Origin of the sequence: Azospira sp. I09 (assembly GCF_009177135.1) — a bacterium.
Taxonomy (GTDB): domain Bacteria; phylum Pseudomonadota; class Gammaproteobacteria; order Burkholderiales; family Rhodocyclaceae; genus Azospira; species Azospira oryzae.
Map to the genome: position 1 here is coordinate 318,776 of NZ_AP021845.1, position 25,064 is coordinate 343,839.

At 61.3% G+C, this 25,064-nt stretch carries 33 protein-coding genes and 1 riboswitch; of the genes, 8 read left to right on the forward strand and 25 right to left on the reverse strand.

Annotation, left to right across the window (positions count from 1 at the left end; all coding sequences use genetic code 11):
* Positions 1 to 35: 35 nt before the first annotated feature.
* The 3 genes from AZSP09_RS19455 to AZSP09_RS20795 all read right to left on the reverse strand — a co-directional run bounded on the left by AZSP09_RS19455 (position 36) and on the right by AZSP09_RS20795 (position 1,056).
* The gene (locus AZSP09_RS19455) at positions 36 to 371 is read right to left on the reverse strand and encodes a hypothetical protein (protein WP_152091278.1); all 336 of its coding nucleotides are present in this window, start codon (positions 369 to 371) and stop codon (positions 36 to 38) included.
* Positions 362 to 544, reverse strand: coding sequence for a hypothetical protein (locus AZSP09_RS19460; protein WP_152091279.1), 183 nt, complete (start codon positions 542 to 544; stop codon positions 362 to 364). Before AZSP09_RS19460 ends, AZSP09_RS19455 begins: the two co-directional genes overlap by 10 nt.
* A 170-nt stretch (positions 545 to 714) precedes the next feature.
* Positions 715 to 1,056: a hypothetical protein gene (locus AZSP09_RS20795; protein ID WP_172974852.1), complete on the reverse strand. Its 342-nt coding sequence runs from the start codon at positions 1,054 to 1,056 to the stop codon at positions 715 to 717.
* A gap of 114 nt (positions 1,057 to 1,170) precedes the next feature.
* On the opposite strand from AZSP09_RS20795, the gene AZSP09_RS20800 reads away from it, so the two are divergent.
* The 5 genes from AZSP09_RS20800 (at position 1,171) to AZSP09_RS19485 (ending at position 3,985) form a co-directional block, all read left to right on the forward strand.
* Positions 1,171 to 1,560, forward strand: a complete 390-nt coding sequence (locus AZSP09_RS20800) for a M48 family metalloprotease (RefSeq protein WP_442858686.1) — start codon at positions 1,171 to 1,173, stop codon at positions 1,558 to 1,560.
* 19 nt (positions 1,561 to 1,579) lie between these two features.
* Complete coding sequence (locus AZSP09_RS19470; protein WP_172974854.1) at positions 1,580 to 2,116, forward strand: retropepsin-like aspartic protease family protein; 537 nt, start codon at positions 1,580 to 1,582, stop codon at positions 2,114 to 2,116.
* A gap of 16 nt (positions 2,117 to 2,132) precedes the next feature.
* Complete coding sequence (locus AZSP09_RS19475; RefSeq protein WP_152091282.1) at positions 2,133 to 2,618, forward strand: hypothetical protein; 486 nt, start codon at positions 2,133 to 2,135, stop codon at positions 2,616 to 2,618.
* A 111-nt stretch (positions 2,619 to 2,729) separates the two neighbouring features.
* Positions 2,730 to 2,813, forward strand: a riboswitch (cyclic di-GMP riboswitch).
* A gap of 62 nt (positions 2,814 to 2,875) precedes the next feature.
* Entirely contained in the window at positions 2,876 to 3,319 is a 444-nt protein-coding gene (locus AZSP09_RS19480; RefSeq protein ID WP_152091283.1) for a hypothetical protein, read from the forward strand.
* Positions 3,320 to 3,565: 246 nt separating this feature from the next.
* Positions 3,566 to 3,985 (forward strand): hypothetical protein, encoded by a 420-nt coding sequence (locus AZSP09_RS19485; protein WP_152091284.1) that lies wholly within the window; start codon positions 3,566 to 3,568, stop codon positions 3,983 to 3,985.
* Here AZSP09_RS19485 and AZSP09_RS20710 read toward each other — a convergent pair.
* Genes AZSP09_RS20710 through AZSP09_RS20805 form a run of 7 tightly spaced genes read right to left on the reverse strand, consistent with a single transcriptional unit; the run spans position 3,982 to position 8,326 of the window.
* Positions 3,982 to 5,187 (reverse strand): M23 family metallopeptidase, encoded by a 1,206-nt coding sequence (locus AZSP09_RS20710; RefSeq protein ID WP_269473834.1) that lies wholly within the window; start codon positions 5,185 to 5,187, stop codon positions 3,982 to 3,984. The two genes, AZSP09_RS19485 and AZSP09_RS20710, sit on opposite strands and share 4 nt — an antisense overlap.
* A gap of 8 nt (positions 5,188 to 5,195) precedes the next feature.
* Entirely contained in the window at positions 5,196 to 6,167 is a 972-nt protein-coding gene (locus AZSP09_RS19495; protein ID WP_152091286.1) for a hypothetical protein, read from the reverse strand.
* Positions 6,164 to 6,742, reverse strand: coding sequence for an NMCC_0638 family (lipo)protein (locus AZSP09_RS19500; RefSeq protein WP_152091287.1), 579 nt, complete (start codon positions 6,740 to 6,742; stop codon positions 6,164 to 6,166). Before AZSP09_RS19500 ends, AZSP09_RS19495 begins: the two co-directional genes overlap by 4 nt.
* The gene (locus AZSP09_RS19505) at positions 6,739 to 7,008 is read right to left on the reverse strand and encodes a hypothetical protein (RefSeq protein WP_152091288.1); all 270 of its coding nucleotides are present in this window, start codon (positions 7,006 to 7,008) and stop codon (positions 6,739 to 6,741) included. The genes AZSP09_RS19500 and AZSP09_RS19505 overlap by 4 nt, the downstream gene beginning before the upstream one ends.
* Position 7,009: 1 nt before the next feature.
* Positions 7,010 to 7,354 carry a hypothetical protein gene (locus AZSP09_RS19510; protein ID WP_152091289.1) on the reverse strand — a complete coding sequence of 115 codons (345 nt, stop codon included), beginning with the start codon at positions 7,352 to 7,354 and terminating at the stop codon, positions 7,010 to 7,012.
* On the reverse strand, positions 7,351 to 7,629 hold the full coding sequence (locus tag AZSP09_RS19515; protein ID WP_152091290.1) for a hypothetical protein: 279 nt from the start codon (positions 7,627 to 7,629) through the stop codon (positions 7,351 to 7,353). The genes AZSP09_RS19510 and AZSP09_RS19515 overlap by 4 nt, the downstream gene beginning before the upstream one ends.
* 1 nt (position 7,630) lies before the next feature.
* Complete coding sequence (locus AZSP09_RS20805) at positions 7,631 to 8,326, reverse strand: DUF2251 domain-containing protein (protein WP_152091291.1); 696 nt, start codon at positions 8,324 to 8,326, stop codon at positions 7,631 to 7,633.
* A gap of 289 nt (positions 8,327 to 8,615) precedes the next feature.
* Between AZSP09_RS20805 and AZSP09_RS19525 the strand changes: the two genes are divergently transcribed.
* The 3 genes from AZSP09_RS19525 (at position 8,616) to AZSP09_RS19535 (ending at position 11,014) form a co-directional block, all read left to right on the forward strand.
* Positions 8,616 to 9,065: a RidA family protein gene (locus AZSP09_RS19525; protein ID WP_152091292.1), complete on the forward strand. Its 450-nt coding sequence runs from the start codon at positions 8,616 to 8,618 to the stop codon at positions 9,063 to 9,065.
* A gap of 79 nt (positions 9,066 to 9,144) precedes the next feature.
* Positions 9,145 to 10,527, forward strand: coding sequence for a hypothetical protein (locus tag AZSP09_RS19530; protein WP_152091293.1), 1,383 nt, complete (start codon positions 9,145 to 9,147; stop codon positions 10,525 to 10,527).
* Positions 10,528 to 10,636: 109 nt separating this feature from the next.
* Entirely contained in the window at positions 10,637 to 11,014 is a 378-nt protein-coding gene (locus AZSP09_RS19535) for a hypothetical protein (RefSeq protein ID WP_152091294.1), read from the forward strand.
* Positions 11,015 to 11,166: 152 nt separating this feature from the next.
* Here AZSP09_RS19535 and AZSP09_RS19540 read toward each other — a convergent pair whose 3' ends face one another.
* From AZSP09_RS19540 to AZSP09_RS19610, 15 genes are all read right to left on the reverse strand, one after another.
* Positions 11,167 to 11,409 carry a DUF2274 domain-containing protein gene (locus tag AZSP09_RS19540; protein WP_004883121.1) on the reverse strand — a complete coding sequence of 81 codons (243 nt, stop codon included), beginning with the start codon at positions 11,407 to 11,409 and terminating at the stop codon, positions 11,167 to 11,169.
* Positions 11,406 to 12,686: a TrbI/VirB10 family protein gene (locus tag AZSP09_RS19545; protein ID WP_004883119.1), complete on the reverse strand. Its 1,281-nt coding sequence runs from the start codon at positions 12,684 to 12,686 to the stop codon at positions 11,406 to 11,408. The genes AZSP09_RS19540 and AZSP09_RS19545 overlap by 4 nt, the downstream gene beginning before the upstream one ends.
* Positions 12,687 to 12,688: 2 nt before the next feature.
* Positions 12,689 to 13,681 (reverse strand): P-type conjugative transfer protein TrbG, encoded by a 993-nt coding sequence (trbG, locus tag AZSP09_RS19550; protein ID WP_004883112.1) that lies wholly within the window; start codon positions 13,679 to 13,681, stop codon positions 12,689 to 12,691.
* The gene (gene trbF, locus AZSP09_RS19555; RefSeq protein ID WP_004883108.1) at positions 13,678 to 14,382 is read right to left on the reverse strand and encodes a conjugal transfer protein TrbF; all 705 of its coding nucleotides are present in this window, start codon (positions 14,380 to 14,382) and stop codon (positions 13,678 to 13,680) included. Before trbF ends, trbG begins: the two co-directional genes overlap by 4 nt.
* A 29-nt stretch (positions 14,383 to 14,411) precedes the next feature.
* Complete coding sequence (trbL, locus tag AZSP09_RS19560; protein ID WP_004883106.1) at positions 14,412 to 15,776, reverse strand: P-type conjugative transfer protein TrbL; 1,365 nt, start codon at positions 15,774 to 15,776, stop codon at positions 14,412 to 14,414.
* A complete protein-coding gene (locus tag AZSP09_RS19565; protein ID WP_004883103.1) occupies positions 15,773 to 16,099 on the reverse strand; it encodes a hypothetical protein in 327 nt (108 codons plus the stop codon). The genes trbL and AZSP09_RS19565 overlap by 4 nt, the downstream gene beginning before the upstream one ends.
* Before the next feature lie 12 nt (positions 16,100 to 16,111).
* On the reverse strand, positions 16,112 to 16,849 hold the full coding sequence (gene trbJ, locus AZSP09_RS19570) for a P-type conjugative transfer protein TrbJ (RefSeq protein ID WP_004883101.1): 738 nt from the start codon (positions 16,847 to 16,849) through the stop codon (positions 16,112 to 16,114).
* Positions 16,846 to 19,296 carry a conjugal transfer protein TrbE gene (gene trbE, locus AZSP09_RS19575; RefSeq protein ID WP_004883099.1) on the reverse strand — a complete coding sequence of 817 codons (2,451 nt, stop codon included), beginning with the start codon at positions 19,294 to 19,296 and terminating at the stop codon, positions 16,846 to 16,848. The genes trbJ and trbE overlap by 4 nt, the downstream gene beginning before the upstream one ends.
* Positions 19,297 to 19,307: 11 nt before the next feature.
* Complete coding sequence (locus AZSP09_RS19580; RefSeq protein ID WP_004883097.1) at positions 19,308 to 19,580, reverse strand: VirB3 family type IV secretion system protein; 273 nt, start codon at positions 19,578 to 19,580, stop codon at positions 19,308 to 19,310.
* Positions 19,577 to 19,960, reverse strand: a complete 384-nt coding sequence (locus tag AZSP09_RS19585) for a TrbC/VirB2 family protein (protein WP_004883090.1) — start codon at positions 19,958 to 19,960, stop codon at positions 19,577 to 19,579. The genes AZSP09_RS19580 and AZSP09_RS19585 overlap by 4 nt, the downstream gene beginning before the upstream one ends.
* Positions 19,957 to 21,024, reverse strand: coding sequence for a P-type conjugative transfer ATPase TrbB (trbB, locus tag AZSP09_RS19590; RefSeq protein ID WP_004883088.1), 1,068 nt, complete (start codon positions 21,022 to 21,024; stop codon positions 19,957 to 19,959). Before trbB ends, AZSP09_RS19585 begins: the two co-directional genes overlap by 4 nt.
* On the reverse strand, positions 21,021 to 21,485 hold the full coding sequence (locus AZSP09_RS19595) for a ribbon-helix-helix protein, CopG family (RefSeq protein ID WP_004883086.1): 465 nt from the start codon (positions 21,483 to 21,485) through the stop codon (positions 21,021 to 21,023). The genes trbB and AZSP09_RS19595 overlap by 4 nt, the downstream gene beginning before the upstream one ends.
* Positions 21,482 to 23,497 carry a conjugal transfer protein TraG gene (locus AZSP09_RS19600; RefSeq protein WP_004883083.1) on the reverse strand — a complete coding sequence of 672 codons (2,016 nt, stop codon included), beginning with the start codon at positions 23,495 to 23,497 and terminating at the stop codon, positions 21,482 to 21,484. Before AZSP09_RS19600 ends, AZSP09_RS19595 begins: the two co-directional genes overlap by 4 nt.
* Positions 23,498 to 23,795: 298 nt before the next feature.
* Positions 23,796 to 24,071: an EexN family lipoprotein gene (locus AZSP09_RS19605; protein WP_004883082.1), complete on the reverse strand. Its 276-nt coding sequence runs from the start codon at positions 24,069 to 24,071 to the stop codon at positions 23,796 to 23,798.
* A complete protein-coding gene (locus AZSP09_RS19610) occupies positions 24,068 to 25,012 on the reverse strand; it encodes a LysR family transcriptional regulator (RefSeq protein WP_152091295.1) in 945 nt (314 codons plus the stop codon). Before AZSP09_RS19610 ends, AZSP09_RS19605 begins: the two co-directional genes overlap by 4 nt.
* Positions 25,013 to 25,064 lie beyond the last annotated feature (52 nt).

The following is a 25,064-nucleotide window of genomic DNA, read 5'->3' on the forward strand; positions in this document are numbered from 1 at the left end:
TACCGAAACGACGTGGGTGATTCTGAAAAAACCGCTTATGCGGATTTCGGCTGTTTGGGCCCTTGGAAGATGATGATGTAGGGCTCTGTTTCGCGCTTCTCGTCCAGGTAGTATCGGGACGTCTTGGAGCAGGAAGCATCGGTGGCGCACGAAACGGGAGTTTCATCGTGTGCCTTGGTGAACTCGCTTAGGCGAACGTAGTGACGATCGATCAGCGCCATGCCGCAGAACGGCTTATCGATGTAGGGCACGTCGACAATCGTCGGCTTTCCCTGCTCCAGTTTCGGGATGACGCAATAGTCGCCCTCGGCAGCGAACGTAATGAAGGGGAGGGCGCTCAAAATAATGGCGCCAACGGTCGTTACTCGCATTTCAGGTTCGCCTTGGCCTGGTCGGTATGCGGCGTAACGCTCTTGGCGATTTCCGCGCACTTGTCGGCCTTCTCGGCCGCGCTCACGAATCCGTAGAGCAGGGATGGGATCGCCAAAACGGCGGCGACCAGAAGGAAGCTTCCAGGAAAGCGTCGATGTTGAAGATGAGCCATGTCGCACCTCTCATTTGATGTGTGGATGATCCCATCCAGCGAAACAGGCGTCATCACGGAAATGTCGCTGTTTTTGAGGGGTTAGACGTAGGAATGGACCTGCAAGGGCGATTTTTGTGGTGCGGGATGACAAGCGCCTCCCATACAATGCCGCCATGATTCCACTCCGACTACATCGCCTGCTGCTCGTACTTTTCGCGGTCAGTGCCTTTCTCGCTCTCGTTGACGACGTGTTCTTGCGTTGGGGACTGTCGCACCAAGCCAGCGGCGTGCTGTCCGGGGGCGTTGCCGGGTTGATGGTTTTCTTCCTCGCTTACCAGGGGGGGAAGGTCCTCGTCTTTTGCGGCAAGGGGCTTGTTGATGAGCCAGAGCGGAGGGCCAGGATTCGTGCAGCCCTCTACGATATCGGGATACTCGAGGAGCGCCGTAAAGGAAAGCGCCGGCGTGAAGGACGTGCAGCTTTGGCTGCGGCGAATGAGGCAGAGCGACGGGCCACAGATCGGCGTAGCCAAGCCGGACCTCCCCCAGGGAAACAGTTGATGTACGTGTCCGTTGTGGACTCGGAGAGATTCATCGCCATTACTGTCAATTCTGGAGATACCCACCGGGCCTTCGTGAGTACGCGCATGGTTGACTCCCTCACGCACGGAGCACTGCGCGGCGTTCTTGCTCATGAATACGGGCACGTTGACAATCGGCATCCCATCAAACAAGCAACGATTCTCGGCCTGGTGGCTGCGGTCAAGTTTGGAATTGGAGTTCCTGTTGGCGCCGTCGTTGTCTTGCTTCTTGCCTACCTGTTCATGCTTCGGGAATGGGAATTCGTTGCCGATACAGCAGCAGTAAAGAGGACCAGCCCCGAGGATGTTCTGGCCGCTTTCGACGAATATCGCCTCATCGAAGGGGATAAGGATTTGTCCCGCTTCTCTGAGTTCTTCAGTGGCCATCCTAGTTTCCGCCGGCGAATTGCCGCCATCAATGGCAATCTGGTCATATCTCCGGAGGGGAGCGGCTAGCTCATCCCGCGAACTTTCTATGTCTCGTTACTCTCTCCTCCTCGTTTTCGCCTTGGGCTTGTCCACTCAAGTCTTTGCACAGCAAAAAATCAACTACGTCGTCATTGACGGGAAGAGTTATCAGGGTGAGCAGCTGAAATGGGCTGCCAGTCATCCGAACGCGGTAACGGCGCCATACCTGGACAAAGGCAACTGGTATGTGGTCCCGCGATCGGCGGATGGCCACTACTGGATTCCGGCCTTTATCAACGGGTTCCCAGTCACGTTTCTTCTGGACACGGGGGCTACAAAGACATCAATCGGGGCGAGAATCGCCAAGAACGCTGGCATTCGAGCAGGGGTAAGCGCCCAGATCGGTACCGCCAACGGGATAGGTAGCGCAATGCAGAGCGAGGGCAATTACCTCCAGGTCGGCGCCTTTACCCTGAGCGACGTTCCGGTCATGGTTTCCTTGAACCAGGCCAATTCGGACATGGCCTTGCTCGGAATGGATGTTCTCCGTCACTTCCGAATTTTCCAGGGGCAGGACTCGATCCAGCTCCAACGCTTGAACTGAGGAAGGGGAACTTTCGATGAAGCAACTGCTATGGCCGATGGCGCTCATTTCCGGTACCGCTGCCGCGGCTGAAGGTGCGCTGCCGAACTATTACGACGCGGCACCGCCACCCTCAAGCTACACGAGCCGCCCGATGGTGGCACCATCGCAGGCCCCCCGGAAACGCTTCATCACCGATTCGGAATCGACATCGCCATCTCCAGCCAACAGCGCATCGCCACAGCCTCATTTGGCTGCATCTTCCGGTGGATCATCGGCTCAGCCGGGACTTCCTCCTAACATGGAGAAAGGTGTAAAGGATCTTGAATCGGGGATGGAAGACCTACAGAAATACACCGCGGTAATGGCTAACCACATCCAACAGAACGGGCTTCGCGGCTTTCTGGCTGTCCCGCCGGAAATTCGCGATCAAGGTGTAGCCGTCGGCCGGAAAATTGGAAACGGCATCAGTGGAATCGCCACGGATACAGCGCATGACATGATCGTTCCGGAGCGCCGTTAGCCATGGAACGGCTCGCGAAACTCGTAACATTCCGACCATCAGTGTTGACACGTTCGCATGGTGCGAATAAATTGCGGGCGTGATCGGTTCATGTTCGCAATTAGATCGCGGCATGATCTTTGGCAAACCCACTGCGAGGTGGAGACGCAAAGCCACCGGTCTCGGCCACCAAGCCGAGATAGCGGAGTTGCTGGATCGACGCAACCAGTATCTCGTCCTGATGGTTTTCTCAAAACAAGACGTGAACGGAGAAAATCATGAAAGGTACTCTGACCACCCTGATCCTGGGCGCAGCCCTGGCTGAATACGGCCTTACCGGCCTGCAGCACGATGACGGGTCTTCCTACACTCCAGAAGAGCAGGCCTCAGCAGTCGTCGAGCAGATTGCTCCGATTGGTGGTTATGGTCCTCCCCCTGGTATGGTCATCACCAGCAATGCCGGCATCGAGCAGGACGTCGCCGCCGGCGTAAGTCAGTTGGATTCCTCTTTCCGCAAGATTCCCGGCTACGCGATCAAGGTGGCCGAGCAAGTCGAGAAGCACGGCATCAATGCGCTTGCATACGAAGACCCGGAAATGAAGCGCGCCGGGCGTGAAATTGGCCTAGAGGTCGGCGGCGGCATTCGGCACTTTGCGGTCGCTCTGGGCAAGGACCTGGTTTCCACCGCCCGCGACTCGGGCATGACCAACAAGGTCAATTAATCTCCCGCAGCAGATTCCTTGGCGGCAGCGCGGCATGGTCTTGGGAGGTCGTGATCGGCGTCTTGTGGCCATCAAAAAATTGGCCGGCACCTCCCAAGGTCGCCGGCCTGAATAGTCGATTTTTGCCAAGGTAAATCGAATGCCCATGCTACGAAAAGCTACAATACGTTCGCACGGTGCGAACGAATTCTACGCCATAATAATTCGCATGGTGCGAACATTTACACTTCAGACCACGAGACCCCGATGACTACGACGAAAGATCCCCTATTCACCATCTTCGATTCAACAGAGTTGGAGCGCGATATCGCGCTGATGGATCGTGTGAAAGAGAAGTTCGAGCTGAAGTCGGATAGTGGGCTGGCGAGGATGATCGGAGCTCACAAGAGCGTGCTATCCGAGATCCGCAGTTACGCAAAAAGCGTGGCCAACGGGAACACCCCGGAGGGTAAAGCTCGGACATTGACCGCCCTGCAGCGGCTTCGTGCTTTCAATCACCTCGGGTATGCGTGGGCGCGCGATGCGCTGATGGCTGCCTTTCCGGAGGCGGTTCGTGAGGAGTTGCGCAAAAGCGATAACGAGCGGACGCACGCGAATGTGGTTGACGCTGCCGAGCCACGGCGAACGAAGGTCCGATCCAAGGCCCAGACAGGGACCGTCTCCTAGTCGCTGTCTCTGGGGCGCCTGAATTCGCGTGGGTTGTACACCGCACCACGCCAATTCTCTGTCCTGATCGCCACACCTGGGGGCTTGAGAGTGTCCAAGAACTCGGCCACGAGGCGAACGATGATAAACAAGGCAGCGATGGCGCATACCAAGGCCCACAGCGGATAGCCGGTCTCGCGCTCAATATCATCAGCCCAAGACCCTTGCGGCTCCGCTTCAATCGATATGCCGACTTCCTGGGATGTTACCCGGGGAGTGTTTGTGGATTCGGCCGGTAGGGGACCGGGGGCTGGCTGCGCCATTGCGACCACGATTTCGCGCTTTCCTTCTGGATACACGACCTTACCGGGGCTTGAGTAATCTGCTGCCACGACCATGTTCTGTCGTGCCTCGAATCGAACCGATGGGTTGAAGGCGTAGAAGGCAATGGGTAGTGAATCCTGATGGACCGTCCCGTCTGGATAGACAACCGCCTGAGTCACAGCGAAATGGAGATGTGGCCCCGACGAATACCCGGTGTTTCCAGAGTAGCCAAGCAATTGGCCCTGGGTAACGACCTGGCCCGGCCTGACCACAATGGCATTCGTCGCGAGGTGAACATACTGAGCCGTGGATCCGTCACCGTGTTGAACCGTGACGATATTGGCTTTGTCGAGCAGATCCGGGTTTGGTCCTCCTTCGGTGAACCAGTCCTTCACTTCGACAACCGTTCCTCCCCGGGCAGCAACTACCGGCGTCTGTTCTGGGACGGTGAAATCCACCGCGTACAGGCTCTCCTTTCCGGTATGGGTTGTGATCTCTCCGCCCGGCGCTTGCCCGACTTGGGAGCGAACGCCGTCGGCAAATGGGAGCCGGTAGGCGAGTGCGCTGTCTGGTGGCCGGCGGGCGTCACCAAAGGCGTGACTGTAGCGCGTGGTAAATCGGAACCCTTGGCCACGGGTAGCCGCGAATACACGGCCCAGCTCCTGACTGGCGTTGGGGGGGATGACCTCGACCAATGGCCAGCTGTGATCTGAAGCGAAATTTTCGCCCTTGATCTGAGCGGCAAGAGTGATTGTCGCCGGCCCGCTGTTCACAGCCACCAGGCGATATTCTCGGCCGGCGGCCTTTGTCTCGATCCGGAATGGATACGCACCCTGGACAGGATGTCCTGCGGCGATGGCGCTGGCGGCCGCTATGAAGCCCGCCACCAGCAGGATCAACCGCCGAGTCACTGAATCACACGGCCATCGATGACGATCGGCTCTTTGCCTGACAGAAGGGCGGCGCAGGTTCGGCTTTTCAGCGGTTCTTGCTCGAGGGTGCCCAGGATCGCCGTGCGCTCTTTCATCGAAGGATGGAAAGTGTCAAAGGCTTCCTTGGCCGCCGATGGCGCAACGTCCGTCAGGGCAAGAAGGGCTTCGCGCATGGTCGCCGGCGACGTGAGGCATGCCCCGAAAGCATCGGCGCGAAGTTCGCGCTCGATGTTCATTTGCCCAACCAGGTAGCAAGACATCTGGAAGAGGGGAAGGGCCACCAGCCCGGCGATACCGAACATTTTTGCGGAGGGGAGAAAGGGCTTCAACCAACGCCCAAACGGATTGTCGAGGAGCTTAGCGAAATCGAGCGCCCAGATCAGCAGCGATAGGGTTGAAAGGCCCGCCAGGAAAAACAGGTAGGCATCATGAGCGATTGCCCACTTGGGAAACAGCATCAAGGCAGACATCGCCAAGACCATGATGCCGCCGCCGGCGACCAAGCTGATTACTTTCGGAAGGACCGCCAGGAAGGGAAGCAAGCCAGTGGCGTACATGACCAGGATCGACCAGAGAGGAAAATCATCGTGCCGCGCGAGCATTACGGCATGGCCGAATTCGTGGCTGGCGACAGCTTTAAGCAAATCGGGCCGATCGAGGTATGAGGCTCGCTGTAGCGGTTGCCCAAGTCTGATTTCGGGTTCCTTCTTCGAGGAATCGGGGCTCTGCGTCGTGACACCGGCAGCCTTGGATGTCACGAACCGCACCGTTGGAGCAGCGATTCCGAACGTGGCTGCAGCCTGAGCAATATGTTGATCGAGGTCTGCCAGGACGGAGACCGAGAATGGGGGCGAAACAGTGACATCCTGGTCCGGTGACAAATTGTTCGCCGTCGGCATGATCAGCACGGCGAGAACGGCGGCCAGGAGAATGCGGAGGATGATCATTTGGTAATCAGCGCAGCGGAGGCGAGAGCTTGAAGGGGTGCTGTATCGGATGCTGTTGTGGTCAGAGAAAACAACATCTTTCGTGGTTGCTTGGGCATGGTCCATTCGTATGAAATGGAATGGGCCGGGCCGTGGCGGGTGTTCATTTGCTCATCCTGGATCTGTTTGATCACCATCGGTGAAGGGGCGGCCTTGACCATGGAGGAGAACGTTTTTTCGACCGCTTCGTTGTCTGCTTTCATCCCGTAGACCATGCACATCGGCTTATCGCTGCGGATGGCCAAAATGAATGTCCCACTTTGCTCCGGCACGGGCCAGGCCGACCCGGGTTTTCCTTGAAGGAACTGTGCAGCCTTTTCTTTCGGGAGCTGCGGCGAGAAGGCCATCCGATCGGTGAGCTTCTTCAAGTCCGACAGATGCTTCATGCAGAACGTAGCGTAGATACGAGAGAAGGCTTCGGCTTGCGCCTGCCCATTGCCATCGAAGATGGTGCGTGCGGATGCGCCAGATGACAGGCAGAGGAGGGCTGTGATGGCAGTAATGCAGCGGCAGCTGTGGAGAATTCTTTGGCTCATGACGGATGTAGCGAAATGACGTTTGAAGGTTGTCCGGGCTCAGGCCGCTTACGCTCGATGTCATCCTCGAATCGCTGCCACCCAAGGATGGTCAACGTCAGTGATGGCTGATTCATCGCACGACAAAGGGAATCGGTGATGTGCTCGGTCAGTTCGTTGATGTCCGCTTGGCCAGCGATAGGCCACGAACGATCAGCCTCTATGTTGCCGAAACCATGTCCGCCGTTCTTCAAAAAGTAGGCGTATGCGACGAAATACTTGGCCATGCTACTCGGCGCCATTCATCGACCGGTCCAAGCGCCGATTGAAGCGGTGAAACAGCGCGATGGAAAGAGGCCAGAACCAGCAAAAGACCACGATTCCGCTGGAATGCCAGCGGCCGAATGGTAGAAGGAACACCAAGAACCTGTGGAAGGCAGTGAGGCTTCGTGACTTGTAATAGATGTAGGCGAAGCCTGGGATCAACCAGTAGGAGGTGCGCTCAATTGCGCCTTCCAGATCCATATCAGTTGCAAGGTGAAGGATGCAGCCCGGCAACAGGATGAGCGCCATCGCAAGCGCAAGGCGCTGTATATCGAAGAGATGATTTCTGGTGGACGTATCGTGGCTCATGCCGCCTCCCGGAATCCACGCTGCAACTCAATCTGCGAGACGAGCCGCCGATCGGTGCCGGCGATGAAAATGACTTGGGGTTGCCGGTGATGAATGCTGAGGACGCCTCCCTGCGGTAGGCCTTCCTGCAACACATCGAAAAGTTGAATCAAGCGCGGGTCCTTGAACCCCTGGTCGGCGTTAGCCACTCCTACAATTGCTTTACCCATTTCCAGAAACTCGACGTGGCCGTGGCCGAATAAAGCCGTGGTTGCCTCTTTGATCTTTGACCACATGTCAGTTCGCCACATAGCCTCGCTCGGTCGAGATGCGACTGATCACGTCTTGGGATTGGGCAAGCACCAAGGCAATACGGTGCTCGACGTTGAAGAATTGCATTACGGCGCCGGCGGGCAATAGCTCACGAATTTTCTCGAACAGGGGTTCGATCCGTTCGGGGTTCTCCAGGAAGGTTACCGGCGAGGTATCAACGACGAGGAAGTCGGGATGGTCCTCAAATGACGTGTCAATCCCGAACATCTCCCCGAGGTTGGGCACCAGGTCTGTCCAAATCGTTTTCTCGGGCTGGGTAATGGGGGCGGCGAAGGGTTGGAGCATTGAGTCGTCCCAAGTGTGTCCCCGCGGCGACCAGCCTGGTCCAAGCATCGGCGGGTACCCCGTGCGGCAGCACCCTTGCTTCAGATCGAAATCGAATACGGCATTCGGGTATCCATTGATGAGAAGGATCGCCTTCTTGCTATCTGATGACCACCCAATTTGGGCGACGTATGGCTTGTCCTCTGCGGATTGCAAGGAGTAGATCATCACCCCATCCTGGAACGGTTGCTCCTTCGAGTTATCCATGGCGTAGAAGTAGCCGGTCTCGCCGTCGTCCTCGAGCACCACCACGAACTGGCCCTCTGGGGCGGGCCCTTTGATAACTGTCGGGACACCGATCCGGAATGGCAGTTCGGCAACGATGTGGATCGGCATTGATAGGACTCCTTCGACGTCACTCCGCCAAGCAACCGGGGCTTGGGCTGAAAAACCGTCATTGTCCGGGGCGGCGGGGCTGTGGCAATGCGGAAATGCAGCGCAAACAGGGGTGGTAGCCGGAGAAATGGACCTAAGATGCGGGAACACACTGGAGGAGGACTTGGGCTCGGTGTGATAATTGCGACGTCATTCGTCATCCAGCGATATCCACCCGTCCTGGGTCCTTGCTCAACGAGGGCCGCTGGAAGACAATTCGCCTTTTCTATCCCATTGGAATTTAAGTGCTATGAAACAAACTCGTTTTCTCCTACTTCTTTCACTTCTTGCAACCGCCCTTACCGCGTGCGCCACGCCTCCTGGCAACTCGGCTGTGGCGACCAACGGCGCTCCGGCGGCACTCGGCCCTTATTCCCAAGGAATTGCCTCTGGCAACATGCTGTTCCTCTCCGGCCAGATTCCTCTTGATCCGAGCACCGGCCAAATTGTTGGGACGACGATCGATGAGCAGACGAAGCGGGTAATGGATAACCTTGCGGCGGTGCTTGCAGCAAATGGCATGAGCATGGCAAACGTGGTTAGCACGACCGTCTATCTGCGCGACCTCAACGACTTTGCCGCCATGAACAAGGTCTATGGCACATACTTCGGTGCGAATCCGCCGGCTCGCGCCACGGTTCAGGTAGCACGACTTCCCAAGGATGTCGCCGTCGAAATCTCCGCAATCGCAACCAAGTAAGTTCTGGTCGCGTCACCGCGCTTTGTTGCTGGGACGCCCTGGGCGTTGCCATCACGTTGGCCTTGGATTTGTGTGAGATATGGACGACACCACCTTTGTAGACCTGATCAAGTTCTGGCGCGACGTCGAGGCACTAAGCCCCCAGGAAATACCGAAGAAGGCCCCCAACGACCCGAAAGAGCCTGCTCGGGATTGGGGGCCAGATATCCTTCCGCCGTGGCTTGATGCTGGGTTCAAACGTCGTCCGATCTCGCCCTCAAAGGCATGGCGGCACAGCTTGTTCGGGGTTGTCTACGACCGCTCACGCTTCATCGATTTCCTCGAGCGACGATTGGGTAAGCAGCCCGATGTCTTCGAGGAACGCCCTGGTGGGCAATCCAGCGTATTCACCCTTTCAATCGACGAAAACGGCCGGCCTCTCGCTGAAACGCTGATGGTCAGCATGGCGGCCTGGGCGTTCGGCATTGTCGAAACCCGAGGTCTGGACGCCTTACCACATGGCGATGCTTGCGACACAGACGGCTTGCACACACCTCCTGGCAAGAGCGAGCTGCCGCCGTCGGATAGCGGATTCCCCGGATTTGATATCCAGCTTGATCGGCTGCGAGAGGAATTGGCCTGGCGTGTAGGGAATCACCCAGCCAGCGAGCCTATCGGGTTCCAGTGGATCAGTGAATTCGCTGCGCTCGTGATCGATAAACTGAAGCTGGGCAACCTAGTTGGCGGTTCCATCACGCATCGCGTCAAGTCCGTTCAGATCAAGCGTCCGAAAAAGGACCCCAACAACGACCAGGAGAAGAAAGCGGCGCCGCGATCCGATGACGACTTTCTCAATTCATTCTTCATCAAAGACCTGAATCGCTTGATCACCGGCGGCCTGGTGATGGCGGGTGATGGCTTGAGGCGGTTCCTTGAGCCACCCGAGAACCACGCCAAGATCGACGTCCGTAAGGATCGCGCAACTGCCCTTAGGCTTCTCCATCCCGAGAAATTTCCTGAAGGGTGTTGGCCGGCAGAACATCCTTTGGTTTGGAGCCAGCAGGTAGCTATCAACGCCATGTGGAATGGAATGAAAGCGTCTGGCTGCTTCGCTGTAAATGGTCCGCCGGGGACAGGGAAAACAACTCTTCTCCGCGATGTTGTGGCGGCGATCGTCGTTGAACGAGCGAAGGTGCTTGCAGATCCCGGTGCCCGCCTGCTTGGGGAAAAACGGCTGCTCGAAGTTGGAAGCAAGTCGATTCCGTACTACCCCCTTGAACCGGCTCTGACGGGCTTTTCCATCGTGGTCGCATCCAGCAACAACGGGGCGGTCGAGAATGTTTCGCTCGAGCTGCCGAAGAAGTCGGCCATTCATGACATTTGGCTTGACGAGGTTGATGGCTTTCGGCAGGTGGCCAGCGAGTTGCTGGAGGAAGATGCCTGGGCCTTGATCGCCGGCCGCCTCGGAATAGACCAACCGTAATGATTTCGTCGGGCGCTTTTGGTGGCAGAAGACGGATGAAGAGAACGACAAGGTTCCGGGCCTTCGCGAAAGACTGGAAGCGATCAAGCTCGGCAAGGCGGCGCCTCGTATGCCTTGGAAGACTGCTGTCGAGCGCTTCAACCAGGCGATCGTGGCCGAAAAAATCTGGCGCCAGAAGATTTGGCGGCTGACCGACTTGCCGGCGGAGATTGAAGCGTTACGAGAACAACGTGTTGGCGTGACGGAAGACCTCAGCCTGGCCACGAGCGACCAGGACGACTTGGTGGTGTCCATTGCGGACATCGACAAGCGGCTTGATGTCTCTGCCCTTGCGCTGGGCCGGATTTCAAATGTCCGCAGTCAAGCGATTGTTGAAATCAGCCTGATGGCCGGAAGTCTATATGGGGTGCGGGTTTGGCTCTACTTCGGGCCGCCTTGCGGGGCTGTGGCGTTGTGGGCTGGGAGCCACATAGGAGCTTCGCGGTAGAAAGCCCGAGCGTGCTGCATCGGGGGCGGTTGCCTGCAGGCGGTAGCCGCGTTTGGTCTTCATAGCCCAATCGGTCGCCGTCCTCCAGAATGAAGAACGCGCAGCCTTGGGCTGCGCGTTTGAGGGATGGCCGCCAGCGGAAACCGGCATCATCAGCTTGGCTTCGGCGGCGCGGCCTTGCCCGCGCCTCCCTTCCTGAATCCCCGATCTCCGACCATGAAGGCTTCTAGCATGTGCGGAATTAGCACCGTGGCATCGACCGCCTCGCCGTAGGTCTGCGCGTGCAGCGTAGCGTAGCGGTCGAGGTCGGCTTTCAGGCTGGCCGGGCAAGCAAAAGTCAGCTTCGTGGATTCCGTTTTCGGCAGCGGCCCGAGCCGTAGCTTGCGCGTCGTCATCGCGAAGTCCCCCTGTTGAAGAAAAGTGGCTGGTACGGCCGCAGCACCAGATCGCGGTTGACGATGATGCGAACCGGCAAGCCGGGGCGCTCCGTCAAGGTGGGCTGGATGTTGAGGTTGCGCCGGGTCATCTCCTGACCGACCTGATTGATGCTGTCCTGGGCGCTATCGCGGCCGGCGATGATGACGCGATCACCGTCCTGCCGGTTCTCCGGCGCAGCCAGTTCGGCACCGATGCCCAGTAGCGTCGTCAGTGCCGCACCGGCAAAGACGCGATCCCAATGCCAATCCACATCATCTTCCAAGCCGGCGTAGCCGGCCGGATCGGTGCCGGCCAAGTTGTCGAGCTTGAGCGAAGACGTGTCGGGCAGGATGATCCGGTTCCACACCACTTGCACGCGGCTCTGCCCGTAGCTGACCTGGCTGTTGTATTTGCCCAGGATGCGTGACCCCTGCGGGATCAGCAGGAACTTGCCGGTAGCCGTGTCATAGACCGGCTCCGTCACTGTGGCGATCACATCGCCCGGCAAGTCCGACTTGATGCCCGTCACCAGCGCCCCGGCGACCACCGTTCCGGCCATGACCTGATACGGCGACGCCGGCAGCGTCAGGTTGCCGGAATCACGGGCTTCCGTGGTTCCGGCTTTCTGGAATGCCTCTTTCTGGTCTTGCCGGTTCTGCACGGCGGTCGGGTCGGCGGGCTGGGCCGCCGTCGACGCAGGCCCGGCCGCCAGCGGGTCGAAGGCCGCATTGGCGGTGAAGCCCGGCGCAGCGGCTACCTGTGTCTGCGCCACCGGCGCGGCCTTCTGCGAACCAGAGCGGAAGAACACCGCCGATGCCGCTGCTGCTTCGGCTTCCTTGCGCAACGCGTCGTTGGGGTCGTTGCCGGGGGCCGCGTAGGCGGCCGTCACCGGCTGCTGCGACTTCACAATGGCCGGGCCAAGATCGCCTGGCAGCGGCGGCCCCAACTCCGGCACGGATGCCGCCAAGGGGGGCGGCAGCTTCGAGTAGTCCGCCGGCAGCGCGTCCAACCCTTCGGACTTCGAGACGCGATCGACGTTGTAAAGCTCGGTCTGCTCGCCTGCACCGCGCCGCTGCGGTTGCAGCGACCACATCAGCGCGCCGAGCACAGCGACCGAGAGACCGCCGACGAGGATGGCCAGCGTGCGCCGGTTCAGGCGCGTGACCGGGCGCGGTTGGGCGCGCAGCGCAACTGCCTCGGGTGCCACCTTGCCCGCATGCGGCGTGGCGAGGTCGGGAGTGTCGTCCTGGCTCATGGTCAGTTCCTCCGCGCCAAGCCATCCGTGCGTTCGATACGCACCACGTCACCCTTGTCGCCGCCCAGGCGCAGTTCGGCCGCGCCGAACAGCCGATCCACGATGTAGTAAGGCGAGCGAAAACGGTAATTCACCAGTTGTCCGTCGCCCTGCGCGCCGATGACGAACAGCGGTGGCAGCTCGCCTTGGGCGATTCCCGGCGGGAACTGGATATAGACCTTCTCGCCATCGTCGAAGGCGCGCAGCGGCTTCCACGGCGGATTGCTGCCTGAGACGGAATATCGGAAGCGGATCTTCTCCAGCGACAGTCCGGTATCGACCGGTGCGGCGGCGCTAGCCGCCTGCGACTGGCGCTGCAAGGCCAACATCCGGTCTTTTGGGTAGTCCCAGGACACCGACGCCATCCATGCCTTTTCCGTCGAGGTCAGTTCCAGCAGGTATGTTCTGCGACTGGTGGTGATGACCAAATTCGTCTTGAGGCCTGAGCGGATGGGCTTGACCAGCACATTGATGCGCATCGCGTCGCCGCTGCCGCTGGACGTGTCACCGACGATCCAGCGCACGGTATCGCCGGCTGCGACCGTCACTAGTTCCTCGCCCGGCTGCAAGGAAACCACGGTCACGCGTCCCGGCGCGGCATAGACTTGGTAGAGCGCACCATCGGTGAAGGGCCACACCTGAATCGCATTGACGTAGCCCTCGCGCGTGGGCGCGATGCGCGCCTCGGCATTGGCACGGGAAACGCGCACCTTCTCATCGGCCGGCTCCGGCTTAGCCGGGGCCGCGTCCAACTCGTGCAGCGGCTTCAACTGCGCTGGCAGCGCCAGCGGCTCGGGCATGGCGACGACTTCCACTGGAGCAGGCGGCTCCGGCAGCGGCTGTGCCTGCACCGGCTCATCGAGCGAAATGGACGGAGGCGGCTTGCCCTGCGAAGCGCAGCCCGACAGGGCCACCACGGTCAGCGCGAAAGCGTATAAGCGGAAAGACAGGTTCATGGCTTGGCTCCTTCAGAAGAATCCAGTTCGCGGCTCCACGACAGGCCGTTGACGTAGATACCCAGCGGGTTCTTGCGCAGGCGCTGTTCGGTGCGCGGGGTTTGCAGGACGGTGGAAAGCACCGCGTTCCATCGCTCGGTCCCGGCGGGGGCACCGTTGATGAACCGTTGCTCCGTCCAACGGACGTTGAACGAGGCATCGCTGGCGCGTACCACGCTGGTGATCTGCACCGTCACCGACTCGCGGCCAACACGGGCGAAAGGATCGTTCTTGCTGGCGTAGTCGTTGAGCACCGCCGCGCCTTTGTCGGTGGTGTAGTCGTAGGCGTCCAGCCAGTTTTGCCGCACCACGATGGGATCGATAGACAGCGAGCGCACCAGCGTCACGAAGCGCGCCAGGTGGTGCGCGATCTGCGCATCGGCGGGCCGGTACGGCGTGGCGGCTTCGCCGACGGCGCGCACCTGCCCCGACTGATCGACCTCGATGACGTAAGGGGTGACGATGGACTGCGCCGAGCGCCACACCAGGCCACCGGCCATCAGCAGCGCAAGCGTGAGGCAGCCGAAGGCCATAAAACGCCAGTTCTTGGCCTGGACGCGGGCCGAGCCGATGCGCTCGTCCCACACCTGCGCGGCGGATTGGTACGGGGTGGCAGGCTGCGGCGTGTCGGCATAGCGCACCTGCGGGCGTTTGAATCGCATAGGGTTCTCCTTGGTGGTCAGGTATCGGGTCACGCATCGGGGCGCAGGCTTGGGCCTTGCCCTGAGCCGCCGCCGTCGCCACTGCGCAGCGTGTGGGCTGCGGTGGTTGCGGCATGGGTGATCTGCTGGCGGCGGTGCATCCGCTTTGCCCAGGCGGGTTGCTCTTGCTTCGGCGCGCTGGCTGCGCCTTCGCCTGCGGCGGCCTGGCCGGAACCGGCAGCGCCGACATCCGCACCGTTCCATCCTGCCCGGAAGGAGTCGGCCACCTTCTGACCGGCAGCGGAAGCGCCCGATGCAGCTCGGCGGCCTGCCGCTTGCGCGCCGGTCTTGGCGACATTGCCGAGGCCCGCAGCCGCGCCTTTAGCCCCGCCGCCCGCAGCGGCGGAACCGGCCTGGAATGCGGACTTGGCGCTGCTGGCCGCCGACGTGGCGGCGCGTGCGCCGCTCCCGGCCAGCTTTGCGGCGGCCGGGGCCATGCGTGCGCCCGCCATGACGGCACCGCCCACGCCGGTCGCGGCGGCACCGATGGCAACACCCGTGCCTACCGCGCCGACGGCAGCGCCCGCCATCGCACCCGCGCCGAGCTGCGGCGCACCGGACACAAGGCCCGTGGCGATGCCGGGGCCGAAGATGCCCAGCGCCAGCAAGGCAAGCGAAGCCAGCATCACGACAAGCGCATGGTCGATGGAAGGCTCGTCGGGATGAACCTGGAACTCCGCGAACAGGCCCGAGCCGATGCCGACGATTACCGCCAGCACCAAGACCTTGATGCCTGACGAAACCACATTGCCGAGCACCTTTTCCGCGAGGAACGAGGTTTTGTTCCAGAGCGCAAACGGGATCAAGACGAAGCCGGCAAGCGTGGTCAGCTTGAACTCGATCAACGTGATGAAAAGCTGAACCGCGAGCACGAAGAAACAGAGGATCACCACCAGCCAAGCGATGAACAGCACCACGATGGGGTCGAGGTTCACGAACACTTCGGGGAAGCCGGCCATGTCACCGATCTGGTCGAGGATCGGCGCAGCGGCGTCGATGCCGGTCTTGGCAAGCCGACCCGGCTGCAAGAAGTTCTCCATCGTTATGGCCGAGCCAGTGGCGGTGATGCCTAGCCCGGCGAACGAGCGGAACACGATGCTCGACAGCCAATTGAAGTTACCGATGATGTAGGCGAAGGCACCGACGTAAAGCACCTTGCGCAGCAGCTTGGCGATCACGTCCTCGCCCTGGCCGGTCGCATGGCTCATGGCCCAATACAGACCGGCAATGGTCATGTCGATGACAATGAGAGTGGCCGTCAGGAACGCGACTTCGCCTTGCAGCAGACCGAAACCGGAGTCGATGTAGCGCGAGAAGGTATCGAGGAATCTGTCGATGATCGTTACGTCGTTCATGGCGTGTCCTCCGCAGCGGCGAGCGACGCATCACCTTCCGGCGCGTCGTCGGTTGGCGTGTCGAAACTCGCCGGAATCGGCGGCAGTTCTGCCAGCGTCCGGTATTCGTCCGGCCCAGTCTGGCCGGTGAAGAAGCGCCGCCGGAAGGCTTCGGCAGCGGCGCGACAGGTGTCTTCGCCTGCGGTTTGCCGGTCGGCTGCGCATTGGGCGCGCAGCGCCTTGAGCCGCACGGGATCGGCGGCCAAGGTGGCGGTCAGGTCTTCAGCCGGCTGCTGGCCGCATGCGGTCAGCAGCACGGCCAGCAGGACAGGAACGCATCGCATGGCCGCCTCCCGTCAGTTGTTGTAGAAGTTGACGGACTGCGGTGTGTACGGCGTGCCGGTGCCCAGGAAGCGCCGCCGCACTTCGCGGGCGCGCTCGGTGGCCGCTGCCTGCCGCGCCAGCTCCAGCGAGGCCGCCCTGTCTTGTGTGATCTGGAGCTGCTGGGCCTGGATGGACTGCTTGGCCTGCAAGGCGAGAAGCTGGTTCGTTGCCTGCATCGCTTGCAGCGCACCCGTGGCCGATTGGCTTTGGCTCACGAGGTCGGCCAGCGCGCTTTCGTCTTGCGTCAGGTTCTGCGACACCTGCGCCTGCATCCGCATCGCGGTGTGCAGGCCGTCGAGCGTGTTCTTCCAGCGTTCGCGTGCGTCCTGTGCCATGCGGTCGCCGCTGATGGTGGCGGCGTACTGCTCCGGGTACAGGCGCGAGAACGTGGCATCCATGCTCTGCACGTCGTAGGCCAGCCCTTGCGCCTCGGCAATCAGGCGTTCAGTCGTGGCGAGCGTCGAGCGCAGCCGGTTGACGATGTTGAAGTCGAGATTCGCCAGGTTGCGCGCCTGGTTCATCAACATCTGCGCTTCGTTCTGGAGCTGGTTGATCTGGTTGTTGATCTGCTCCAGCGTGCGGATGGCAGTCAGCGTGTTCTGCACCAAGTTGACGGGATCAACGAAAGTGAGCGCCGCCGCTGGCTGAGCGAGCATCAGCGAGCCGGCCAGCGCGGCGGCGAGCGAAACGGAAAGTACACGGGTCTTCATGGCGAAATCTCCAGGGGTTGAGTAGCGAGGAAAGAAGCCGCCGACGGCGAGGACGGCAGCAGGTCGGCGGCCCAATCGAGGCCGCGATGGCGTAGCCACGCACCGGCGAAGCCGGGAGCGCCGGCCTGCGTCAGCACTCGGTCAATGTCGCGTTGGTCTTGCGGTGTGGATGCGCCCGAGAAGGCGAGCGCGGCTGGCCCCAGGTCGAGGTCGAACAGACGATTGCCCAGGCGCGATTGGTAGTAGTAGTCGCGCTTGGGCTGCGCGGTGGCGACGATTTCGATTTGCCGACTGTTGAGGCCAAAGCCCTCGTAGACCGTGCGAATCTGCGGCTCGGTCGCCTGCGGGTTGGGCAAGAAAATCCGGCTCGCGCAGCTTTCGATGATCGCGGGCGCGATGGTCGAATCCTTGATGTCGGCAAGCGACTGCGTGGCGAAGATCACCGACACGTTTTTCTTGCGCAGAGTTTTCAACCATTGCCGGATGCGTGCCGCGAAGGACGGTTCATCAAGGAATAGCCAGGCTTCATCGAGAATCAGCAGCGTGGGAGCACCGTCGAAACGTGCATCGAAGCGGGCGAACAAGTAGCGCAGCACCGCTTGCACGGCGGCGGGGCTGTGCATTAGCTCTTCCATCTCAAAGCCCTGCACGTCGCCGCTGCCGAGCCGGTCGCGGTCGGCATCCAGTAGCTTGCCGTGCGCGCCGCCCAGCACATACGGCGACAATGCCTGCCGCAGCGCGTTCGATTGCAGCAGCACCGAAAGCCCGGTCATCGTGCGCTGCTCCACCGGCGCACCAGCGAGGCTGCCGAGCGCCGACCAAATGGCGGCTTTCTCGTCGGGGCCGACGGTCACGCCTTCATGCAGCAGGCGGCCTTCGATCCACTCGGCGGCCCAGGTGCGATAGCCTTCGCTGTCGATACGGGCCAAGGGCTGAAAGGCAATGGCGCCGTCCGCGCCGAGGTCGTAGTGTTCGCCGCCCAGGCCCAGCACCGTCGCCCGCATGGATCGCCCCATGTCGAAGGCGAAGATGCGCGAGCCGCCATAGCGGCGGAACTGCAAGGCGAGCATCGCCAGCAGGACAGATTTTCCCATGCCCGTCGGCCCCGCGACCAGCGTATGCCCCACGTCGCCGATGTGCGTCACCAGCCGGAACGGCGTCGCGCCATCCGTGCGCGTGACGATCAGCGGCGGGCCGTCGAGATGGGCGTTTTTCTCCGGCCCAGCCCACACGGCGGACACCGGCATCATGTGCGCCAGATTCAGCGTCGAGACGATGGGCTGGCGCACGTTGGCATAGGCATTGCCTGGTATGGACGACAGCCACGCATCGACTGCATTTAAGGTTTCGGGGATGGTGACGAAGCCACGTCCTTGGATGACACGTTCCACCATGCGCAGCTTTTCGTCGGCTACGGCAGGGTCGTCATCGAACACCGTCACCGTGGCGGTGAGGTAGCCGAAGGCGACTTGATCGCTGCCAAGCTCTTGCAAGGCGGCATCCGCGTCGGCCGCCTTGTTGCTGGCATCCGTGTCCACCAGCGGCGATTCCTGCTGGAAGATGGTTTCGCGCAGTAGCGCAATGACATTCTTCCGTTTCGCAAACCACTGGCGACGCAGGCGGCCCAGCTCCTTTTCCGCCTCGGCTTTATCGAGGCAGAGAAACCGGGTACTCCAGCGATAGGCAAAGCCCAGGCGATTGAGGTCGTCCAGCAGGCCCGGCCAGGTCGAGGTCGGAAAGCCCCGCACCGACACCACGCGCAGATGCTGGTCACCCAGCATGGGCGCAAGGCCGCCGACTAGGGCGGAATCGGCCAGCAGTGCGTCGAGGTGGAAAGGCACCTCGGGCACGGCCAGCCGGTAGCGCCGCGTGGACACCGTGGCGTGAAGATAAGTCAGCGTCGCGGCATCGTCCAACCAGACGATTTCTGGCATCACGCCATCGAGCAGGTCGAAAACCCGATCCGTTTCTGCCAGGAAGGCGTCAAGCCGACCGCGCCAGTCCACACCATCGCCCGGCGCGTGCTCGTAGAGCAGCTTGGCTGCACGAGCGCGGGATTCCTCCGGCGGCAGATAGGCTAGCGTCAGGTGATAGCTGCTTTCGTAGTGGTTCCCCGATTCCTCAAAGGCAGCGCGGCGTTCTTCGTCCACCAGCCAGGACAGCGGTTCGGGAAAGTCGGAATGCGGATAGTCCGCGGCCGACTGGCGCTCGGCTTCCACGAACAGCGCCCAGCCCGAACCCAGCCGGCGCAACGCGTTGTTTAGCCGTGCCGTCGTGGCGATCAATTCGCCCTGCGTGGCGCTGTCCAGATCAGGCCCGCGAAAGCGCGCCGTGCGCTGAAACGAGCCATCCTTGTTCAGCACCACGCCCGGCGCGATCAGCCCAGCCCAGGGAAGCCAGTCGGCCAGCAAGGCGGGCCGCTGGCGGTATTCGGCAAGGTTAAGCATGGCGGCGTCTCCTACACGTCCAGCAGCGGCTTGTGCTTGATGTGCCGGGCGAAGACCTGCATGAACTGCGGATCGACCCTCGCGCCCCACACGGCCAGCGAGTGACCGACGATCCAGAGCACTACGCCAGGAATCCAGAGTTGCAGGCCCAGCCCGACGGCAGCGGCTAGCGTGCCGTTGGCAATCGCCACCGTGCGCGGTGCGCCGCCCATCAAGAGCGGCTCGGTCAGCGAGCGATGTAGCGGCACCTCGAAGCCGGCCGCGAAGCTATCCGGGCCACTCATACGACAGCCCCGCCGGAGAAGCTGAAGAACGACAGGAAGAACGAGGACGCGGCGAACGCGATGCTCAAACCGAACACGATCTGGATCAGCTTGCGAAAGCCGCCCGACGTGTCGCCGAAGGCGAGCGCGAGGCCCGTGGCGATGATGATGATGACCGCGACGATGCGTGCCACCGGCCCCTGAATCGACTCCAGAATGGATTGCAGCGGGCCTTCCCACGGCATCGAGGAGCCGGATGCCTTCGCCGTGCCCGCCGTCATCAGCATGACTGCGGCCAGCAGCAGGCCGTGGTGCGCGGGGCCGGCCAGCCGCCGCAGGCGTGCGATGGTTGAAACCGGATTTACGGAATTACGGAAAGCGTGAACGTGCATCTGCGTCATGGCAGTTCTCCAGGTAGGTCAAGGGACGAGGAAGGCGCAGCGGCATCGGCTGCGAGAGGAACCGGCATCAGCTCGGGAAACGGTGTTTCCAGCGCGTCCGCCAGGCGATAGCCGGTGCCGTCGAAACCGACGACACGGGCGATGCTTTCGACGCGGCGCTTGCGGCCACGCCCGGCGATGTGGATCACGACGTTGACCGCCTCGGCGATCAGCGCACGCGGTGGGTTCACCGCCACTTCAAGAATCAACTGTTCGAGGCGCAGCAGCGCGCCCAGCGCGGAACCGGCGTGGATGGTGGCGATGCCGCCGGGGTGGCCGGTGCCCCACACCTTAACCAAGTCCAGGGCTTCGCCGCCGCGTACCTCGCCGACGATCACGCGGTCGGGGCGCAGGCGCATCGTGGCCCGCACCAGCTCGGTCATAGACACGACGCCAGCGCGGGTGCGCAGCGGCACATGGTCGCGGGCTGCGCATTGCAGCTCGATGGTGTCTTCGAGCACAAGCACGCGGTCGCCCGTGGCGGCGATCTCCGCAAGCAAGGCATTGGCGAGTGTGGTTTTGCCGCTGCTCGTCGCCCCGGCGATCAGGATGTTCTGGCGCTCACGCACGGCGCGGCGCAGGAACTCGGCCTGGCCTGTGGTCAAGATGCCGTCGGCCACATAGCGATCCAGCCCGATGATGCTCACGGCGCGCTTGCGCAGCGCGAAGGCTGGGCCGGGCGCTGCGGGCGGCAAGATGCCCTCGAACCGCTCGCCGGTTTCGGGCAGCTCGGCGGTCAGCAGCGGCCGCCCGCGATGCACCTCTGCGCCGACGTGCGCAGCCACCAGCCGGATGATGCGTTCGCCATCGTCTTGGGACAGCTCCACGCCCAGCGGCATGCGGCCCGATGACAACCGATCCACCCATAGGGTGCGGTCGGGGTTGAGCATGATTTCCACCACGTCGGGGTCGGCCAGCGCAGCGGCGATGACTGGCCCCATTGCCGTGCGCAGCATCTGGATACGGCGATCCAGAGAGGTTGCGGCGGATGAGAGTTCGGGCGGGGTTTGCGGAATGGCGCTCATGAGGCACGCTCCTGCGCTTCAGCCAGTGCCTCCGCGTCATCCATTCGCGCCGGGTCTGGGTGCAGTTCTTCCACAACGTCGCGCACCAGGCTGCGGCCACGCAGCAGGTGGCGGCCGAGCCGCTCCACGAATTGCTCGAAACGCGCTTTGCCTTGGGCGCGAGCTGCGTCCTGATGGGCTTCGGGAATCGGGGTGCTGACGGTCAGGAAGTAGCGGATGAACAGCGCCAGTGTTTCGATCTGGATGTTCTGGTCGCGCTCCATGCGCTCGGCCTGCCGCGACAGGCGATCGAGCCGCTTGGCGATGGCCGCCTCGCGCTGGTCGCCAGCATCGGGCGATAGCCACGACGCGAGCGCCGCCGCGACAATGGACGACTTGGACACGCCTTTCTTGGCGGCCAGTTCTTCGAGACGCTTGGCGTGCTCGGGCTGAATGAACAGATTGAGGCGGTATTGGCTCATAAGTCGATTCCGTCGTTGGGGTCGAGGGAAGCCAGCCGGGCCGTGCGCTGCATGGCCGGGTCGAGCTGGCCGGGAAGCGGCAGCGGCAGGTCGTCGTCGTCATCGAGCAGAGTCAGGTCATGGCCGGCGAGCAGCGGTTCGGGGCTGTATTCGCTGACTTCGGATAGCTCCGGCTGTCGGCGTGGGCCGCCGTCATCGGCGGTGCCTGTGCCATCGCCGGACAGGCCCGCAGCCCGGACCGTTGACACGGCTGGGATCGATAGGCCGCTCCAGTCGTCGGGCCGGGCCGGTGGCGCGTCCGCGTATTGCCCGGCCGCGAGCACAGGCGGCGGTAAAACGCGGTTCTTGAAATTCGCGTCGGCGTAGTAGCGCAGCTTCTTGGCCTTGATCGGTGCCACGCTGGACACCATCACCACAGCTTCCTCAGTCGGAAGCTGCATCACTTCACCGGGCGTCAGTAGCGGGCGGGCCGTCTCCTGCCGCGACACCATGAGGTGCCCCAGCCACGGTGCCAATCTGTGCCCGGCATAGTTGCGCTGCGCGCGCAGTTCGGTAGCGGTGCCAAGCGTTTCGGAGATCCGTTTCGCAGTGCGTTCATCGTTGGTGGCGAACGTCACGCGGACATGGCAGTTATCCAGAATCGAATGGTTCTGGCCGTAGGCTTTGTCGATCTGGTTGAGCGATTGGGCGATAAGAAAACTGCGGATTCCGTAGCCCGCCATGAAGGCAAGCGCCGTCTCGAAGAAGTCCAGGCGGCCCAGCGCCGGGAACTCATCGAGCATCAGCAGCAGCTTGTGGCGGCGTTCGATGCCGTCGCTGCCGTCGAGCGATTCGGTGAGCCGTCGGCCGATCTGGTTGAGGATCAGGCGAATGAGCGGTTTCGTCCGCGAAATATCCGAAGGTGGCACTACCAGATAAAGCGACACCGGATGCTCGGACGCGATCAGGTCGGCGATACGCCAGTCGCAGCGCGAGGTGACTTCGGCCACCGTGGGGTCGCGGTAGAGGCCCAGGAACGACATGGCGGTGCTCAACACGCCGGAACGCTCGTTGTCCGACTTGTTGAGCACTTCGCGCGCCGCCGAAGCGACGACTGGATGCGGGCCACCACCTTCCACGTTCACGAGGTGCTGTGTGGTCATCATCCGGTGCAAGGTCAGCTCGAAGGGGCTGGCCGGATCGGAGAGGAAATTGGCGACGCCGCGCAGCGTCTTGTCCTCGCCCGCGTAGAGCACATGCAGGATGGCCCCGACCAGCAGCGCGTGCGAAGTCTTCTCCCAATGGTTGCGCTTCTCAAGCGCGCCTTCTGGATCGACCAGAATGTCGGCTATGTTCTGTACGTCACGCACTTCATGTGCGCCGCGCCGAACTTCTAGCAGCGGGTTGTAGGCCGCCGACTTCGCATCGGTCGGATTGAACAGCAGGCAGTGTGAGTAGCGTGAGCGCCAACCTGCGGTGATCTGCCAATTCTCGCCCTTGATGTCGTGGACTACGGCGGATGCAGGCCAAGAAAGCAGCGTCGGCACCACAAGGCCGACGCCTTTGCCTGAGCGCGTGGGCGCGAAAGTGAGGATGTGTTCCGGGCCTTCATGCCGAAGGTACTTGCCATCGTGCTGACCGAGGAACACGCCGATCGGCTGCGTAAGGCCGGCTTTGCGAATGTCCTCCGTACTTGCCCAGCGTGCCGAGCCATAGGTCGTGACTAGGCGTGATTGACGAGAGCGCCAGATCGACATGCAGACTGCGACCACCACCGCCAGCAAGCCACTGCCACCCGCTATGGCACCGCCCGTGTCGAAAACGCGTGGCGCGTAGGCATCGAAGAAGAACCACCACTCAAACAGCTTCCACGGGAGGTAGATCGGTGTGCCGAGGAAATCAAACCAGGGGGAGCCAAGGCGTACCTGATAGCCAAGGGCTGCTGCCGTCCATTGTGTGGCGCCCCACACACCCGCGATCACGATGCCGAATACCACGGCTATCTGACCGAACAGCACATTCGTACCTTGCATAGCCCCGCCTCCAATCTCTCCTACGCTGATTCCCTTGGGAAACGCGGCTTAGAAATGTGCCGCAGGCGTCAGGATCGGTGCTGGCTTAGTGCCGGTCAAAGACCGTTTGGGGCAGAAAGGTCGATAAGAAAGAATGAATTCGCGCTGTGTCTAGCCAGGGAGTGACTCCGTAAGCGCCGGCGAATATCAGCGTGCCGAACAGAAGATTCAGGCAGACTAGCGAATTGCTGAATTGCTGAATTGCTGAATTGCTGAATTGCTGAATTGCTGAATTGCTGAATTGCTGAATTGCTGAATTTCAGAATTTGGGGGATTCTTTGGGCGGTGTGTATGGCGTTTTTCCGTCACCGTAGAACCGCTTACGTGTTGCCTCCGCTACCCGGTTGCAAAGCAGTTCGCCCAAAGTAGGCCGATCCGTCTTGCATTGCTGGCGCAACTTCTTGAGCTGTTCCGGGTCTGCCACCAGCTCTTCTACTGTCGGGGTTTTCTTTTCTGCACTAGTGGCTTTGTGCGGTTTATCAGATTGACCGCATGCGACTAGCATTGCAGCGACGAGCGTGATGGCGAGTCTCATGGCATCAATTCCTCCGGAAGATCGGGATTTCGGCTTTTTGTTGACCTGAGAAACTCTGGCAATTCGATGGCCTGTACTCGCTGAATGAAGCGCGCAAGCTCGTCAAACGGATCGCCTTCAAGTCTGAGTAGATAGGTCGTCAAAGGTGGTACGCGTGTCGAAAACGGCCTCGCCACGACTCCTGGCTCTCGGGAGGCTGCAATGTGTGCAGCCCCTGTAAGTCCGAGTGCAAAACCGGCAGATACCAACGCCATCATCAGGTCGAAAGTGGTAACCCGCTCGGCAACTAGAGGCTGCATTTCAGCCCGGCTAAGTACTCGCTCAATGTGCTTGGCGTGGCCCTCGCACACTTGAGGATCAGATAGCACTAGCGGGTAGCGCAGCAGTTCATCCAATGGAATTCGCTTAAGAGCCAGCAACGGATGCCGAGCTGGCAGCGCCACCATAAGCGTGTCAGTCCACGCGGGAAGTGCGACGATTCCATCACCTACGTCGTCGGACTGTGCAAAGCCGACGTCATACAGGTCGTCGTGCAATCCTTTGATTTGTTGGGATAGTGGCACCTCAAAAAAGCGAATCTCAACCTCGGGCTCCTCCTCGCGACACAACGCCAATAGGGCTGGTAAGCACAGTAGTGTTGCGCCGTCTGACAAGGCGACGCGGAGTTGTCCATGAAAGCCATTTTTTGCTGCCTTCACGCAGTCCCGCGCCTGTTGCAAGGATGCGAACACCCGAGGTGCGTGCTCCATGAGCATCAACCCAGCTCGTGTCAAACGCGTGCTTCTCGTGTTCCGAATAAAGAGCTGTGCTCCTAACTCCTCTTCGAGTTCTTTGATCGTGCGAGACAGTGGGGACTGCTCAATATGCAGTTTCGCAGCGGCGCGAGCGAAGTGAAGTTCCTCGGCGAGCGCCATAAAACAACGTAGATGTCGAATTTCCATGCGTCCCCTACTAATCGTCGATCTATTCAGTATTTAAAACTCGCTGCCATGC

Excerpts from the sequence above, each read along its gene's own strand:
- AZSP09_RS19515 (WP_152091290.1), bottom strand. The coding sequence starts at position 7,629 with ATGTGGTCAAAGATCAAAGAGGCAACCACGGCTTTATTCGGCCACGGC.
- AZSP09_RS19600 (WP_004883083.1), bottom strand. The coding sequence starts at position 23,497 with ATGCAAGGTACGAATGTGCTGTTCGGTCAGATAGCCGTGGTATTCGGC.
- AZSP09_RS19510 (WP_152091289.1), bottom strand. The coding sequence starts at position 7,354 with ATGAGCCACGATACGTCCACCAGAAATCATCTCTTCGATATACAGCGC.
- trbG (WP_004883112.1), bottom strand. The coding sequence starts at position 13,681 with ATGAACCTGTCTTTCCGCTTATACGCTTTCGCGCTGACCGTGGTGGCC.
- AZSP09_RS19455 (WP_152091278.1), bottom strand. The coding sequence starts at position 371 with ATGCGAGTAACGACCGTTGGCGCCATTATTTTGAGCGCCCTCCCCTTC.
- trbE (WP_004883099.1), bottom strand. The coding sequence starts at position 19,296 with ATGCTTAACCTTGCCGAATACCGCCAGCGGCCCGCCTTGCTGGCCGAC.
- AZSP09_RS19475 (WP_152091282.1), top strand. The coding sequence starts at position 2,133 with ATGAAGCAACTGCTATGGCCGATGGCGCTCATTTCCGGTACCGCTGCC.
- AZSP09_RS20805 (WP_152091291.1), bottom strand. The coding sequence starts at position 8,326 with ATGCCGATCCACATCGTTGCCGAACTGCCATTCCGGATCGGTGTCCCG.
- AZSP09_RS19595 (WP_004883086.1), bottom strand. The coding sequence starts at position 21,485 with ATGAGCCAATACCGCCTCAATCTGTTCATTCAGCCCGAGCACGCCAAG.
- AZSP09_RS19585 (WP_004883090.1), bottom strand. The coding sequence starts at position 19,960 with ATGACGCAGATGCACGTTCACGCTTTCCGTAATTCCGTAAATCCGGTT.
- trbL (WP_004883106.1), bottom strand. The coding sequence starts at position 15,776 with ATGAACGACGTAACGATCATCGACAGATTCCTCGATACCTTCTCGCGC.
- AZSP09_RS19535 (WP_152091294.1), top strand. The coding sequence starts at position 10,637 with ATGCCTTGGAAGACTGCTGTCGAGCGCTTCAACCAGGCGATCGTGGCC.
- AZSP09_RS19470 (WP_172974854.1), top strand. The coding sequence starts at position 1,580 with ATGTCTCGTTACTCTCTCCTCCTCGTTTTCGCCTTGGGCTTGTCCACT.
- trbF (WP_004883108.1), bottom strand. The coding sequence starts at position 14,382 with ATGCGATTCAAACGCCCGCAGGTGCGCTATGCCGACACGCCGCAGCCT.
- AZSP09_RS19525 (WP_152091292.1), top strand. The coding sequence starts at position 8,616 with ATGAAACAAACTCGTTTTCTCCTACTTCTTTCACTTCTTGCAACCGCC.
- trbJ (WP_004883101.1), bottom strand. The coding sequence starts at position 16,849 with ATGAAGACCCGTGTACTTTCCGTTTCGCTCGCCGCCGCGCTGGCCGGC.
- AZSP09_RS19495 (WP_152091286.1), bottom strand. The coding sequence starts at position 6,167 with ATGATCATCCTCCGCATTCTCCTGGCCGCCGTTCTCGCCGTGCTGATC.
- AZSP09_RS19485 (WP_152091284.1), top strand. The coding sequence starts at position 3,566 with ATGACTACGACGAAAGATCCCCTATTCACCATCTTCGATTCAACAGAG.
- AZSP09_RS19530 (WP_152091293.1), top strand. The coding sequence starts at position 9,145 with ATGGACGACACCACCTTTGTAGACCTGATCAAGTTCTGGCGCGACGTC.
- AZSP09_RS19505 (WP_152091288.1), bottom strand. The coding sequence starts at position 7,008 with ATGGCCAAGTATTTCGTCGCATACGCCTACTTTTTGAAGAACGGCGGA.
- trbB (WP_004883088.1), bottom strand. The coding sequence starts at position 21,024 with ATGAGCGCCATTCCGCAAACCCCGCCCGAACTCTCATCCGCCGCAACC.
- AZSP09_RS19610 (WP_152091295.1), bottom strand. The coding sequence starts at position 25,012 with ATGGAAATTCGACATCTACGTTGTTTTATGGCGCTCGCCGAGGAACTT.
- AZSP09_RS19540 (WP_004883121.1), bottom strand. The coding sequence starts at position 11,409 with ATGACGACGCGCAAGCTACGGCTCGGGCCGCTGCCGAAAACGGAATCC.
- AZSP09_RS19500 (WP_152091287.1), bottom strand. The coding sequence starts at position 6,742 with ATGAGCCAAAGAATTCTCCACAGCTGCCGCTGCATTACTGCCATCACA.
- AZSP09_RS19545 (WP_004883119.1), bottom strand. The coding sequence starts at position 12,686 with ATGAGCCAGGACGACACTCCCGACCTCGCCACGCCGCATGCGGGCAAG.
- AZSP09_RS19565 (WP_004883103.1), bottom strand. The coding sequence starts at position 16,099 with ATGCGATGCGTTCCTGTCCTGCTGGCCGTGCTGCTGACCGCATGCGGC.
- AZSP09_RS19480 (WP_152091283.1), top strand. The coding sequence starts at position 2,876 with ATGAAAGGTACTCTGACCACCCTGATCCTGGGCGCAGCCCTGGCTGAA.
- AZSP09_RS19605 (WP_004883082.1), bottom strand. The coding sequence starts at position 24,071 with ATGAGACTCGCCATCACGCTCGTCGCTGCAATGCTAGTCGCATGCGGT.
- AZSP09_RS19460 (WP_152091279.1), bottom strand. The coding sequence starts at position 544 with ATGGCTCATCTTCAACATCGACGCTTTCCTGGAAGCTTCCTTCTGGTC.
- AZSP09_RS19580 (WP_004883097.1), bottom strand. The coding sequence starts at position 19,580 with ATGAGTGGCCCGGATAGCTTCGCGGCCGGCTTCGAGGTGCCGCTACAT.
- AZSP09_RS20800 (WP_442858686.1), top strand. The coding sequence starts at position 1,171 with ATGGTTGACTCCCTCACGCACGGAGCACTGCGCGGCGTTCTTGCTCAT.